Consider the following 14,243-nt stretch of genomic DNA (forward strand, 5'->3'; position numbering starts at 1 on the left):
GCATAGCTTTGCTCCGATCCAGATACGGCGCTTTCGGCGATGAGGTTTGCGGAGGGGTGATCGATAGTGCAGCGACGAGTGGCAGGCATGACACTCGATACCAATGAGTTTGCAGCATTCGCTTCGAGATTGTCGCCTACGATTTCGCTTGAGTTTGAATTTTCGAGTGCGGCTGCAATTCAGCAGGATTATGCTCCGATGCTCGAAGGCATGGTTCTTAAGCGGTTTATGTCGATGAACCGGGCAGGCAGAGGGAGACTCATTGCATGCATTTGATGACACTGGAGCGCTTCGCCGGTTGCCTGGGGCAAGGGTTCGACGTCGATTTTGGAACGACATCGGTTGCCTTGACGTTGTCGGAAGCGCGCCCCTTGTCGCAACACGGCTTCGCGGCCACGATGCGGCAGCCTTTCTCTCTACTGTTTCGCAGCGAATCGCCTGTTGTCCTTCCGCAGAAGATCTATCGCATGACGAACGCGACCGTCGGGCCGATCGAGATATTCATCGTGCCGGTGGCGCGCGATCGGCAAGGGATCGTCTACCAGGCGATTTTCAATTGACGGCAGGCAAAGCAACCTGTCGCGTTTCTGGAGACCATACCATCCGCGCGCAAACCGGTTCTTCGCGCGCAACCTCGCGAAAGCCCAGCCTGCGATAAAACCGCTGCGCCCCTTGATTTTCACAGGCAACGTGAAGCACGACGCTCGCGGCAGCCGCGGCTTGCGCGTGTCGCTTAAGGGCTCGTATGACCGTGGATCCAAGACCGGCATTGCGCCGCTCCAATGCAAGACCGATATCGACGATACGCCAATGGTTATGGCTAGCGTCGAGATAGAGCCGGCCGGCTGGTGTCCCTTCCCACAGGATCATCAGGAAATCCGCCTGCGGAAAAGTTGCGACATAGGAACGATGCTGGAGATCGAACTGCTGGTCCAGAAGTGCGCGCACCTGTTCGGCAGACCAGCCGAGCGACGCGAACTCGTCGATGCGGAACGAGCAATACAGTTCGCGCAGGAAAGTCAGGTTATCGCGCGTGGCGCGCCGAAACGTGACTGGCTTGGCGCAGACAGGAATATTGCCATCGCGCGCCGGAAAATCCGGCAGGGCCGGCGTATCAGGCAACGGCGTCGCCAAACGATGGAAAGACGCCAGACAGTGCGATGCAGAAATTCATGGCGAGGTAAGGCTGCCGGTTTTCGTGCGGCTGGTTTCCGCCCGCCACGCCACCCATGCTGGGTGAGAACTGCGTATTCGCTGTGCCGCTCGAACTGAAAGGCGTGCTGTTTTGCGGAACGACGAGCGATGAACCGTTGGCCGGCGCGCCCGTGCGCTTGCTCGTGTCGGTCTGGTTGTAGACCGTGAATGGATGAGAATGCGACGGCATCTGGTCCGCCGTTAATGTCACGCTGTTTTCACCGAAGGCTTCACCGATACTACGCGGCGTCAGACCCGCGCCCTGGCCTTGATTGCAGCCGGTGCGGCCGGCGAAGTTCGGCAGCATAAAGGTCGTCGTGCCGTCCCCGCCATACGCCGTACCGAGGAGGGAAAAGAGCGCTGTATTCTGCCGAATGGCCAAAGTTGCTCCGTTGCACAAAGCCCAGTTACGGGGTGCATAGTTGAAGCCGAATATCTGGATCTGACCGATGAATGGTTCCATGGCGGCTGCACCTTCGAAAGTTTGGATAGGGCGGACGAACTTAGCCCTGGCTCGGGAAGATTCCGTTATAGGCGATGCAGAACTGTACCGTCAGCGTCGGCATGAGATTATCATGTCCAACATTGCCGCCGGCGACGGAAGTCGATGTTGGAGCAGTCGTGGCGGCGGCGGCGCCAGTCACATCGTTGGTATACATGGTATCGCCCGAGACCGCTCCGAACTCGACCTTCTGCGTGATCTGGTCGGAATTGGCCGCTCCGGTTGTCGCGACCATCGGATGATCGTGTTGCGGTATTTGCGTCGATAGCAGGGTGACCAACTCGCTTCCGCCGACCTCGCCTAGAATGTGCGGCGATAGTCCGGGGCCGGAGCCGTAGTGAATCGGAACTCGGCTGCTGAGGTTTGGCAGCGCGAAGGTGGTCACGCCATCGCCGCCATAGGTTGTCCCGATCAGAGTGAAAAGCACGTCGTACTGAGAGATCGGTTGGAGCGAGCCGTTGCAGGGAAGCCAGCCATTCGGAACGCGGGAGAAGCCGAGCAGCCGGATTTCTCCAACATAAGGATCACTCATTGTCCGCTCTCAAATCAGTTAAACGTGCGTATCAGGTTCGGGAAGGGAATATCCCCGTCAGCGCGATACAGAAATTGATCGCGGCGTAAGGCTGCATATTAGGGTGCGCCTGATTGCCGCCAACCGGCGCAATGCTCGCTGTAGCCAGGGTGACCTCGGCGGTTCCGGCGGGGCCGTAGATCGGCGCGCTGTTCGTCGCATAGAGCGCATTCGCCGGACTGCGTTGACCGCTCTGAGCGTTCGTGCCTGCGCATTGATGGACGTGCGACGGCAATTGCGCTGATGTCAGCGTGACGTTTTCCGTGCCGCCTTTTTCTCCGAGCGCATACGGAGAAACCGGCCAGTTCGGATCGAGGGACGGACCGAAGCCCACCGGCACTCGTCCGCGCAGGTCTGGAAGGGCGAACGTAATTGTTCCGTTGCCGCCATAGACTGTGCCCAATAGGCTGAATAACGCTTGGTTTTGCGCGATCGGCAGGATCTGGCCATCGCACTGGGCAAGGCCCTTCGGTGCGAAGGGAAAGGCGACCGGCATCACCTGGCCCATAAATACTTCTGACATGCTGCCCCCGAGCATTGGCGATGTCGCATATGCCAGCGCCAACGTATTCTAGCAGTTTTGCGCAAATGCGGGAACCTTGCAAGCATAACGTTTGTTCACTTGTTTTTCTATAAATGCGCGATATTTTCCCTTTTGAACTGATACTTGGCTCGTGTACAACTTCCACTTGTCGCACGGGACCGACGTCGATAGGCCGCAATGTTAGCGGGTCCGGTCGGGATTGAGCTTAATCGTCCCAAGATCATTGCAGCGGACGTTTGCCGAGCCTTCCAGTGCGACACCTGCGATGCAGGAAGGGCGGGGGCAATGATGGACGACCGATCTAGACGCCTGCGCTTGTTGTGGACCTCGAGGGAAACTTTCCGTCGCCTGCTGTCTGTCCTGGCGCGGTCACGGCTCATTCACATGCCGTGCCTCTGGCTCGCGCTATCTGCCTTGATCCTAGCGATGCCGAATGCGGCCAACGCAGCGTGCGGTACACTCAATGTGCCCGACGCGAACACCTCGCCCGCGACCTCGCCGATGGCGTCCGGCGGCTCGATCACCATCACGCTCGGTACGCTCTGTGATCCCTTTGGACTGAACCCTTATCCGGATACTGTCGTCGCTCCGTTCTCGTCGCCTCCGTCTCATGGCACGGTGAGCGTCCAGGCTGGCGCGGGCATCGTTACCTACACCAACAACGGCGACGGTGCGACCAGCGACAGTTTCGTCCTGACCGATGCAAGCGACAACCCGTTCACCATCAACGTCGCGGTCGCCGTTCCCACGAGCCCGATCACTGTCTCACCCTCCTCGCTGCCAACACCGAACGTTGGCGTCCCATATAGTCAGCCGCTGAGCGCGAGCGGCGGCACGGCGCCATACGGCTTCGTCCTGACCAGCGGCTCTCTGCCGCCAGGCCTGACCTTTGCCGGCAACACCGTCTCGGGCACGCCCAACCAGGCCGGCTCCTATTCGGCCACCTTCACCGTCACCGACAACGCCAGCCTGACAACCACAAAGTCCTACTCAGTGACCGTACCCAACCCGTCGTCCGGGATCACGGTCGGGGCGCCGCCCGTCGCCAACCTGAACGCACCCTACAACCACAGCCTATCTGCATCGGGCGCGCTGGCGCCTTATACCTTTTCGATCCAGAGTGGCGCGTTGCCACCGGGCCTCTCGCTGGCCGGCGGCGTCATCAGTGGTACGCCCACCAGCGTCGGCACCTACAATGTCGACCTTGTCGTCACCGACAGCAGCCCCAACCTGGGCGGGGCATCACCGGGGCCTTACTTTCGGGTCGTCCCCACCTCCATCACGGTGCAGAACGTGCCGCCGGTCGCGAACCCCGTCAGCGCGACGGTGAGCTACGGCAGCACTAACAACCCGGTTACGCTCAACATCACGGGCGGTACGCCGACGTCGGTGGCCGTCGGTACGCAGGCCACCCACGGCACGGCGACCGCCGGTGGCACGTCGATCACTTATACGCCGACTGCCGGATATGCCGGCCCGGACAGCTTCACCTACACTGCCACCAACGGGGCCGGAACGTCCGCGCCGGCCACGGCAACGATTACGGTGTCACCGCCGACCATCACCTACGCCCCAACGAACCCGCCCGCCGGCACCGTCGGCGTGGCCTACAGCCAGTCCATCGCGGGCGCGAGCGGCGGCACGGCGCCCTATACCTACGCGCTGGCCTCCGGCGCCTTTCCTGCAGGCATCACGCTGCAAAGCAACGGTACGCTAAGCGGTACGCCGACCGCTGCCGGGACTTTCAACTTCACGGTCAGAGCAACGGACAGTTCGACAGGAACGGGTCCGTTCTCATCGGCCCCCGCCAATGTGACGGTCATTATCAATGCCGGGGCGCCGACGGTCAGTTCGGTCGCACCGAACAGCGGCTCGACGGTCGGCGGCACTTCGGTCACGATCACCGGCACCGGCTTCACGGGCGCAACGGCGGTGACATTCGGTGGAACGGCGGCGACGGGCATCACCGTGGTCAATGACACGACGATCACTGCGTCGACGCCGGCGCACGCGGCGGGCGCGGTCGCGGTCGCGATAACCGCGCCCGGCGGCACCGGCTCCCTTCCGAATGGTTTCACCTATTCGGCTTTGGCCCCGTCGGTCACCTCTGTCGCGCCGAACACCGGCCCGGCAACCGGCGGAACGTCAGTGACCATCACCGGCACGAGCTTCACAGGCGCAACAACCGTAACTTTCGGCGGCGCAGCCGCGACGGGTGTCACCGTCGTCAACGACACCACCATCACAGCAACAACGCCGGCACACGCGGCGGGCCCTGTTGCGGTCGATGTAACCGCCCCCGGCGGTACCGCTTCCCTTCCGAACGGTTTCACCTATTCGGCTCCCGTGCCGACGATTACCTCGGTCGTGCCGAACAGCGGTGCAGCGGCCGGCGGAACGGCAGTGACAATCACCGGCACCGGCTTCACTGGCGCAACGGCGGTGACATTTGGCGGAACGGCAGCGACCGGCGTCACCGTGGTCAATGACACCACGATCACCGCGACGACCCCGGCGCATGCGGCGGGCGCAGTCGCGGTCGCGGTGACCGCGCCAGGGGGCAGCGCCAACCTACCGAACGGCTTTACCTATTCCGCGCCCGTGCCGACAATGGCCTCGGTCGCACCGAACAGCGGTCCGACGGCCGGCGGCACTTCGGTGACCATCACCGGCAGCGGCTTCACGGGTGCAACGGCGGTGACGTTCGGCGGAACAACGGCAACGAGCTTCACCGTCAACGGCGACACCACGATCACGGCGACCACGCCAGCGCACGCGGCGGGCGCAGTCGCGGTCGCGGTGACCGCCCCCGGCGGTACCGCTTCCCTTCCGAATGGTTTCACCTATTCGGCTCCGGTACCGACGGTAACAAGCCAAACGCTTCAACTCGCCGCCGGCGCATCGGGAACGGTGAATTTGACGCAGGGAGCGACGGGGGCCCCCTTCACCGCCGCCGCGATCGTGACATCACCGCCGGCTTCGGATGGCACCACGAGCATTGTGCAGAACGGCGCCCAGTGGCAGCTCGTCTATGCTTCTGCAGTAAGCGCCGCCTCGACCGTCATCGTTCGCTATACGCTCTCAAATGCATCGGGAACGTCGGCACCCGGCACGGTGACGTTCACGGTCGTCGCACGCCCGGACCCCTCGCGAGACCGCGAGGTCATCGGTTTGCTTAACGCCCAGGCGCAAAGCGCCAACCGTTTTGCGCGGTCGCAAATCACCAACTTCCGCGACAGGCTCGAACAGCTTCACGACGATTCGAGCCGTGAAGCGACATCGATGAATGTGCGGCTCGGCGCCCCTCAAGACCCGGCCGATCCGAACGCTTTGGGTTATGCCCGGGAAACCAGTCCCTATGATCCGACCCGTAATGCATTCGCCTACGCGCCAAACGATACCGGCAATTCAAGGCCGGCAAGCAAAACGCCGCCGCCCAAGAGCGGGTCGCCGAGCGACCTCGCCCTGTGGACCGGCGGGTTCGTTAACTTCGGCACGACGAACAGATACAATATCGGCCTTGGCCACACGCTGATCGGCGTCAGCGGCGGGGCGGACTACCGGTTCTCGCCCGGATTTACCGCGGGCATCGGTCTTGGCTACGGACGCGACTCGGTCGATGTCGGCACCAACGCTACGCGGAGTAACGGCCAGGCTTTCAGCACCGCCATCTACGGCAGCTACCACCCACGAAACAACGCGTTCATCGACGGCCTGCTCGGCTATAGCGCGCTGGATTTCGGCAGCGGGCGGTTCGTAACGTCGACCAGCGGCATGGCGACCGGCGATCGGTCCGGCAACCAAGTGTTCGGCTCGATCATCAGCGGTTACGAATACAAGAACAACCGTCTCCTTGTGTCGTCCTACGGCCGCATGGAAGCCGCGTGGACACAGCTCAACGCCTTCACTGAAACCGGCTCTGCTTCCTACGATCTCACCTTCGGCAAACAAACCCTAAGCATGCTGGCGGGCGTCGTGGGAGTGCGTGCCGAATATGCCTTCCTTCGGGACTGGGGCATTCTGAAAGCACGCGGCCGGCTGGAATACACGCACGACTTTACCGGCTCGAGCTTGGCGAGCATGGGCTATGCCGATCTCAAGAACGGCCTGCCTTATACGCTCGGCATTAATGTCTTCACCAGAGACTACGTCGCGGTCGGCCTCGGCTTCGACGCCCCGGTCGGCAACGGTGCCACGCTCGGCTTCGACTACACCACCGCGCTCGGCTTTCAAGGAACGACCCAGATCCACAACTTTGCACTGCGATTGGGCGTAAAGTTCTAGAGTTTGATGGATTTAGGTTTGGTCATATCCGACGTTTGCGACCACCAGCGCAATGCGGAGGACATCAACCGACTCCGGCATCTGCCCGAGCACGACGATGCCGATCAGCGTGGCGGCAGCAATGACAGCGTGAGCGCACGTTCGAGGGCTACACCGTCCGCATCGAGCCAAGGAATCGAACTGGCTCCCCTGCTCCTGACGGCGCGTTCATCCCGATGTTCCGTCTGTATTGGCCGAAGGGAGAACCCTCCATCGGTACTTGGTGGCGCCCGTCATTCAGAAGAGCTGAATCGAGTTGGATCAGCACTCGACGCAGTTCCTCCGGCTTCTTTGATCAGCGATGCGTAGAGCATGCCGCCCTGTATGGGCATCAATATGCCGTAGAGGCCCGTCAGCCCGACGACCGCCGCCGTGAACCCGGCCTTGCTCGGCTCCGGTCCATAGACCGTGCCGGGCGTGATCCAGCCTCCGGCGTTGAAGCCGGTGTTGCCGACGAAGCCCGCCCAGTCCTGGTCCTCGTCGTGGTTCTGCACGAGACTGCCGATCACCGGCGCCTCCCAAACGATGTTGATGATCATCTCGCCCCAGGGCGAGAATTTCTTCCAGCCTTGCAGAAAGCCTTTCGTGACGCCTTCCTGGTATTTGCACAGCCCCACATCGACGAAGGTCTTGATCGTGCCCACCGCCATGACCGCCGTGTTCATTTTCACATCCCATGTCGCCTTCGTGCCACCGACGACCTGCCCGGTGATGTCCGGGGCCACATAGGGCAGGTAGGACACCGCGTAGAGCGCCGCAAACACGACCGAATCCTGTGTCTCCGCTTTCAGCGCGCCGAAAACCACGACCCCGATGGAGCCGATCGTCGCCGCCAGCCCGCCGGTGAGATCCAGGATAGCGGCCAACCGGTTGGACACGGCCTGCGGCGAGGCCGCTTGCGCGCCCAATCCCTCCGCGCGCGCGGCAAGCGTCGGCGTCTGCTGGTTCTGATACAGCGCCTGGATATCGGAGAAGCTCTGCGCATCGATCAGCGAGGTCGTGAAGCTGTCGTCAGGGAAACGCGTTTCCTGGGAAACGATTTTGACCACGATCGTCACCGGGATCGCCGCGATCAGGCAAGCGAGATCGAGCAGGCTGAGCTGGTCGCCGCCACTGATCTTCGAGTACAGCCAGGACAGAACCGGAATGTCGAGCGGTGCGTCGAGGAAATCCGCCACGCCTTCCGCCAGGGCGGCCAGGATGTCGATGATCGCCACCGTCAGCGTCTCGACCGTCTCAAGCAGCAGGTCGAACAGGATAGCCACGACCTTCTTCACCGCTTCCAGCGGCGTCATCGTGTGGATCTCGTCGATGACCTGGGTCTTGATCGCCTTGTAGGCGGACTTGAAGTTGTCCTCCTCGGATCGGAACGCCTCGGTCAGCGCCGCCATCAACTGGTCCGCGACGCTGCTGCCCGGCGCTGCCGGCGAGTACGAGGTCGCGGCGCTGCTTCCGCTGGACTTGACGTGTTGAGCGCCGTAGTTCGCCTGCGGGGTCGAACTTCCTTGCGGCGGCGCGTTGTTTTTCGACAGGCTGGCCGCGCTGACGTTGTTGTCGGGCACCAATCCGGCCCAGGTGTCGACCACGTTCTGAACCTCGGTGAAGCCGGCCTGGATATCCGCCTTGACCGTCGCGATGCTGGCGATCGCCTCGGCGATGTAGCATTTGAAGATGTTCTTCAGCACCTTGTGGGTGCGCACGATGTCGTTCCACGAGAAGATGAAGCCGACCCATTGGACGATCTTGTCCCAAGCCACCTTGATCGCGTTCAGGATGAACTGGATCCCATGAGCGACGTCGTCGATGGCCTCCATGACGAAGTGATACAGCTTCTCGCCGATCTGGATGAAAAAGTGCGTCACGTCGCCGATGGCCTGCACGAAGAACTTCTTCACCTTGTCGATCGCGTGTTCCAGCCACTTGAAGATGTCGCCCGCGAAGGCCTCGATCGCGCCGCCTATGCCGCCCAACTTTCCGGCCGGCAACGCAGTGGCCAGCCCGGCCGCCGCCATCTGCTGCGATCCTTCGAAGTAGGAAAGGTTGCCATTGTCGAATTTGATGCCCCACACGCTTCCCTGGGTGGCGTCGAAGGGCTTTGGCGCGGCGGCCGTCCGCGACAGCAGCGACTGCGCGCCGCTGGACGATGTTCCGTTCTGCGGCAGCGTCGCAGCGGTTTTCACGAACTGCGCGATTCCCTGAGCCACCGCGTCGGTATTGCCGGAAGCTGTTCCCGCGGGCACCAGCGGCGTGGTGTTGCCATTCTCGTCGGTGACCTGCACCGCCGCCAGTTGCGCGCCGTTCTGGATGCCGCTCATGCGGTTGATGGTCGCCAGCATCGGGTTCACGTTGACGAGCGATCCGTCGCCTTGCGCCAGGTTGAAGCAGATCGCGCCCAGCGTCTGCGTCTCCTGCACGATCGTCACCGACCCTTGCATGTCGGCGGTCACCGGCAACGCTATCGTCGGCGAAAGCTGCATGTACACATCTTCGATGTAGACGCCGCAGGGGCTGGTCGAGGTGATCGTAAACTGCTGGCCGACGAGAGGGAGCTGATTCTCGTCCACCACCGCGACGCGCGTCGTGTAGGTGTAGAATTCGCAGACGTCGTCGATCGACAGGGCCGGCAGCAGGATCGACGACTGCCGCCATTGCGTGGTGACCGGATCCTGCTGCAGCTTCACCACTTGCTGGCCGCTGGTGTGCGAATAGAGCACGCTGGCGCCGGTGCTCAGATCGAGCATCGTGGCCAGCTGATCGACGCCGGTCAGCAGGGGAATGGGTGCCGACCACCCGGTGGGGTCCGATTGTGAGCCCAACGCGCAGCGCGAATAAAAGACGACGCCAGCGTCCGTGCGTCCCCAGATACTCAGTTGATTGCCGGCCAGGTTGGCCCCCAGCGACACCACATCGACGATCGAGTCATCGGAGATGATCTGGATGCCCGAGGCGCCGCTCGCCTGACCAGCCGCCGGGAACAGGTAAATGCCGCCCGTCGCAGCGACATAGAGATCCGTGCTGCCACCGGCGCCGGTCGGCGTGGTCGACAGCGCCGAAGCGCCTGCTGGAACCGTCAGCTTGGTAGCCGGTGGCGGTCCCGGGAAAATGCCGCGCCACGGCGTGAACGTCAGCGATACGCCACCGCTCAGCGAGTAGAGCTGGTACAAACCGCCATACTGGGCTCCGGCCGGAGCCCCCGTCGCTATATCGTTCAGCGTGTCGAAGTTTTCCGGATTCGGGAATACGGTCCAGACATTCGAGGTCGCCGTCAGGTTAACGATGTAGTCCTGGATGAAGCCGGTGCTCGCGCTCACTAAACCGGCGAGTACATAGCCCGCCTCCGCAGAATCCGGTCCATCAGGAATTGTCACATAGGCCAGGTTGAGTACCGTCTGGGGATTTGTGCTGTCGTCATAGGCGCGCGCGACCCAGGTCCGATTGGCCGATGACTGCATCCAGGGCGCATTGGGAGCATTCGACAACCCGCTCATCACGAATAGCGCATCGCTGTTAGTCTCGGCCACGTGCACGATCTGCGCGATGGTGATGTTGGCTGTCGTTGGGTCCTGCGCCACGGCGAACGACTTCGCCGAGATCGTCTGCCCGGGGAAATTCGCCCCCAGCTCCGTCGTGAGATCGATGGGGGTCCAGCCCGTGGCGACCGCGGTCTGCTCCGCGTTCAAATACAGGATGCTTGTATCGCCGATGCCGAAAAACAGCGACAATCCGCCCGAGCTTTGCAGCACATCGAACGCGGATTGGTCGGACAACACTTGGGCCGCCTTGTGCGACTTCATCAATTCGGTGGACGGGTTCAGTGTGAACATGGCGGTTCTCTCTTCAAGCGTTCGCGGTCTTGGCGACCTGGGCTCGGTGCGGCGCAAAGCGGCCAGGGGTCTGTCGAGATTCAGGCTTGAGGAGCCGAAGAGTTTTTCGAGAACCGAAGCGAGTACACATAGAGGTACGTAAACATCGGAAAAGAAAAACGCCGTTTGCAGGCCCTCGGAACCTGTAAATGAATAGACCCTAGACCGAGGCGGGCTCGGCCGCTGCGGGGGTCTGGTAGGTAATGTCAGCCGCCAGATCGTCGGTGGCGGTGAACGTTGTATCCTTGAACAGGAACGTTCCTCCGCCAGGAAACACAAAATTGTTCGCGCCCTGGATCGCTGCCACCAACGCCGGCTGGATACTGTTCATCACCTGCGATTGCACAGTCCCGCGAATGTCGCCGGGATCATCGACGAATTGCTGGAACGCGCCGCCGACACTGCTAAAGAACTTGTCCCACGCACTCTGATGTTCCGGCGCGACGGTGGGAGGGCTGCTGAAATTCGCATTCTGGATCGCGTAGTTCAGCTGACCGTTGTTCGACGGGTCCATTTCGAGCAGCAAGTCGACGCTCCAGGCGTAGGTGGTCGGCGGCATGATCACGTCGAACACACTGCCCATCACCGAAGAGTCGGTCTGCGCGGAAACGACCGACGAACCCGCGATCGTCACCAGCGGCCCGCTCAAGCTCACTGAACAGGTTGAACTGTAGGTCAGGGTCACCGAGCACGTTCCTCCGACGAAGCTAGTGTTGTCGGAAGCTTGCGGTGAGGCGTAGGAGAAGTTCGCAACCACGCCGTCTTGTGGCGGATTGACCGGGGTGAACGTGTGGCTGACCCCGGCATTGAGCTGCATGGTCTGGTCGTACACAGTCTCGTTGCCGTTGGCCTTCACATAGGCCACCGGCGAGATCGATTGCAGGATCGGACTGAGCTGGTTGATCAGGAATCCGACGTATAGCCCCGCTACGGATCGCCATGGCGCCTTGTTCGAGCGGAATATCGTTGCTGTCGACATCCACGAAGTTGAACGGAAATCCATCCGGCGGCTGTGGCGGCAGCGCCCTCCCGCTCACCATCAGCAGGTAGTTGAGGGTATCGGCTTGCGGATCTGAGTGTTGCCCGTTCGCGTCGGTATAGGGCGAGACGCAGAAGTCGAGTGCCGTCGGCATAAAGGTCGGAACCAACGCGGTGTTCAACCCCGCAGCCACCACCGAATAGCCAAAAACGATCCCCTTCTGCGCCTGCAGACTGGCCAGGTAGCTACGCATGATCCCCTGAAAGATGCTTTCCGCGAAGGTGTTCATGCCGTTTATGTTCTGAAGCGAGTCGAACACGGCAGTATTCAGGTCGATATAGAGCTGCTGGATCGAGAAGATGTTCGGGTCGAGCCCAGTGGTAGCTTTCTGAATGGTCGCCTGTGCCGAAGCGGGCAAATTCGACAGAGCCGCGCTCACTTGGCTCAGGTTCACCTGAAAAGAAATGATCCACGGGCTGCCGCCCTGCTGCGTGATGTCGAATGTCGGGGCCACCGTCGACTTGAACTCGGCATTGCTGAAGGTGATGTTGTAGAGCACCGTCTGCGGTCCGATCTGCGAGTTCAGGACCACCATGTTCACCGGGTTGCCATTGGCGTCGAGCGTGTAGTCGAGCGTCCCGGTGAAGATATACACAGCGTTTTCGGGCGTCGTCGGCACGTAGTTGCCGTTGTTGTCGACCGTATAGTAGAGAGCCACCTGCTTCTGGAGCGTGCTCAAGAAGACGGCCAGCATCTCGTTGATCGTATCCTGGGTGACCGCAACCACCGTGTCGTAGCTCGTCAGGGTAATCTGGCTCAGGCCCATTGGATTCGCCTACTTTCGATGCGCTGATTGGCCAGACCTTAACTACAGACGGTTTCCTAAGGACGGAATCGAAAGTGTCGAATTTATTCGAGTTAAATCACGATGATTTTCGACACATGACTTTGGGCTTCCTTAAACGAACGACACAGGGTCAGCGGGTGAAGGTGCCCGCAATCAGGGAATTGCGCACTTAAGCACGCGCTGTCTTTTTATTCATCGGTTTGTCCGCCGACGAACCGTTCAAAAGTGTTATCGAAACCGCGGGCAGGCTCATCGCCGCTGCATAGCTTCCCGGATTCATGCGCCAGTACAGAACGACAACAACGGCGACTGAAGCGAGGTGCAGCAGCCAGCCGGCCATGAAGCTGCCGGTGAGATCGTGCAACATCGCGACGATCCATGGCGGCAGCGCCGTGATCAGGAAGCCGCCGCCCTGCATCAGCGCCGACAGCGCCCCGGCCTCGGCCGGATCGGCTAGGTGGTCGAGCGCCACGATCATCGATATGGCGAAACAGCCTCCTAGTCCCGCGCCGAGCAGCATTGCCGAGGCGAGCGGCGCCACCTCGGGCCAGAACGCCAGCGCAGCGAAGCCGGCCGCCTGCATCGCCAGCGTTAGCCACAGCCACGGCCGCCGGTCCTCGCCCTTGGCGAGCATGGGTAGCACAAGCGCCGCGAGAGCCTGGCACGCTGCCATGATCGCCAGCAGGCTCCCGCTGGCTGCGGCGCTCCATCCGTGCTCGCGATAGAAGGGAGCCAGCCACGCCACGACGGTCGAGTAACCGCCATTGACGAGGCCGAAGCACGCCATCAGCAGCCAAACGCGCGGCCGCCTCAGCAAGACCATCGCACTTGCGCGGCTCTGCCGCGCGATGGTGTCGCGCGGCAGACAAAACGCCGCCAGCGACAGTGCTAGCACAGCCGGAACGACCATCCAGGCAAGGCCGACGTGCCAGTCTCCGGCGGCTGCCGCGATCAGCGGCGCGGCCTGCGCGCCGAGCGCACCGCCGCCCATCAGCATCGCCGAGTAAAGTCCCATGACGACGCCGACATGACGCGGGAACTGCTGCTTGATGATGCCGGGAAACACCGCCTGAATAACCGCCACGCCCAGACCGAGCAGCGCCGCCGTTCCGACCATCTGCCAGCCGTTCGTCGCGAACAGGCGCAGGCCAGAGCCGAGGACGAGCACCACGAGGGAAACGATAACCGAGCGCCGCGCACCGATGCGGGACTGCAGGAAAGGCCCGGCAAAGGCGAATATCCCCATCAGGAGCATCGGCACCAGCGTAAGCAGCGAGATGCCCTTCAGGTCGAGGCCGGTCTGCGCGCTGATATCGGCTGCCAGCGGCCCGATGCCTGTGATGAACGGGCGCAGATTGAGCCCGACAAGGGCGACGGCCGCGAGCAGCAGGACACGGCCGGTTGTCGTTGCGCGTGTCAT

General features: G+C 61.9%; 11 protein-coding genes. 3 read left to right on the top strand and 8 right to left on the bottom strand.

Annotated features, from left to right (window positions below):
- Positions 1-87 precede the first annotated feature (87 nt).
- Both ACZ5IL_RS18315 and ACZ5IL_RS18320 read left to right on the top strand, forming a co-directional pair.
- Positions 88-276 (top strand): hypothetical protein, encoded by a 189-nt coding sequence (locus tag ACZ5IL_RS18315; protein ID WP_464593729.1) that lies wholly within the window; start codon positions 88-90, stop codon positions 274-276.
- Complete coding sequence (locus tag ACZ5IL_RS18320; protein WP_425908374.1) at positions 267-560, top strand: DUF6916 family protein; 294 nt, start codon at positions 267-269, stop codon at positions 558-560. Before ACZ5IL_RS18315 ends, ACZ5IL_RS18320 begins: the two co-directional genes overlap by 10 nt.
- Here the strand turns inward: ACZ5IL_RS18320 and ACZ5IL_RS18325 are convergent.
- Genes ACZ5IL_RS18325 through ACZ5IL_RS18340 form a run of 4 tightly spaced genes read right to left on the bottom strand, consistent with a single transcriptional unit; the run spans position 553 to position 2,790 of the window.
- Entirely contained in the window at positions 553-1,122 is a 570-nt protein-coding gene (locus ACZ5IL_RS18325) for a GNAT family N-acetyltransferase (RefSeq protein WP_464593731.1), read from the bottom strand. The genes ACZ5IL_RS18320 and ACZ5IL_RS18325 overlap by 8 nt on opposite strands.
- The gene (locus ACZ5IL_RS18330) at positions 1,115-1,657 is read right to left on the bottom strand and encodes a phage tail protein (protein ID WP_425908370.1); all 543 of its coding nucleotides are present in this window, start codon (positions 1,655-1,657) and stop codon (positions 1,115-1,117) included. The genes ACZ5IL_RS18325 and ACZ5IL_RS18330 overlap by 8 nt, the downstream gene beginning before the upstream one ends.
- Before the next feature lie 40 nt (positions 1,658-1,697).
- The gene (locus ACZ5IL_RS18335; RefSeq protein ID WP_464593733.1) at positions 1,698-2,228 is read right to left on the bottom strand and encodes a phage tail protein; all 531 of its coding nucleotides are present in this window, start codon (positions 2,226-2,228) and stop codon (positions 1,698-1,700) included.
- A gap of 31 nt (positions 2,229-2,259) precedes the next feature.
- Positions 2,260-2,790: a phage tail protein gene (locus ACZ5IL_RS18340; RefSeq protein ID WP_464593735.1), complete on the bottom strand. Its 531-nt coding sequence runs from the start codon at positions 2,788-2,790 to the stop codon at positions 2,260-2,262.
- A 405-nt stretch (positions 2,791-3,195) separates the two neighbouring features.
- Here ACZ5IL_RS18340 and ACZ5IL_RS18345 point away from each other — a divergent pair, with 405 nt between their 5' ends.
- Positions 3,196-7,095, top strand: coding sequence for an IPT/TIG domain-containing protein (locus ACZ5IL_RS18345; RefSeq protein WP_464593737.1), 3,900 nt, complete (start codon positions 3,196-3,198; stop codon positions 7,093-7,095).
- Between the two features lie 272 nt (positions 7,096-7,367).
- Here ACZ5IL_RS18345 and ACZ5IL_RS18350 read toward each other — a convergent pair whose 3' ends face one another.
- The 4 genes from ACZ5IL_RS18350 to ACZ5IL_RS18365 all read right to left on the bottom strand — a co-directional run bounded on the left by ACZ5IL_RS18350 (position 7,368) and on the right by ACZ5IL_RS18365 (position 14,243).
- Positions 7,368-10,958 carry a hypothetical protein gene (locus tag ACZ5IL_RS18350; RefSeq protein ID WP_464593739.1) on the bottom strand — a complete coding sequence of 1,197 codons (3,591 nt, stop codon included), beginning with the start codon at positions 10,956-10,958 and terminating at the stop codon, positions 7,368-7,370.
- A 199-nt stretch (positions 10,959-11,157) separates the two neighbouring features.
- Complete coding sequence (locus ACZ5IL_RS18355) at positions 11,158-11,682, bottom strand: hypothetical protein (protein WP_464593741.1); 525 nt, start codon at positions 11,680-11,682, stop codon at positions 11,158-11,160.
- A 22-nt stretch (positions 11,683-11,704) separates the two neighbouring features.
- Positions 11,705-12,802 carry a hypothetical protein gene (locus tag ACZ5IL_RS18360; protein WP_464593743.1) on the bottom strand — a complete coding sequence of 366 codons (1,098 nt, stop codon included), beginning with the start codon at positions 12,800-12,802 and terminating at the stop codon, positions 11,705-11,707.
- Positions 12,803-12,992: 190 nt separating this feature from the next.
- Complete coding sequence (locus ACZ5IL_RS18365; protein ID WP_464593745.1) at positions 12,993-14,243, bottom strand: cyanate transporter; 1,251 nt, start codon at positions 14,241-14,243, stop codon at positions 12,993-12,995.

This window comes from Nitrobacter sp. CN101 (assembly GCF_055390255.1).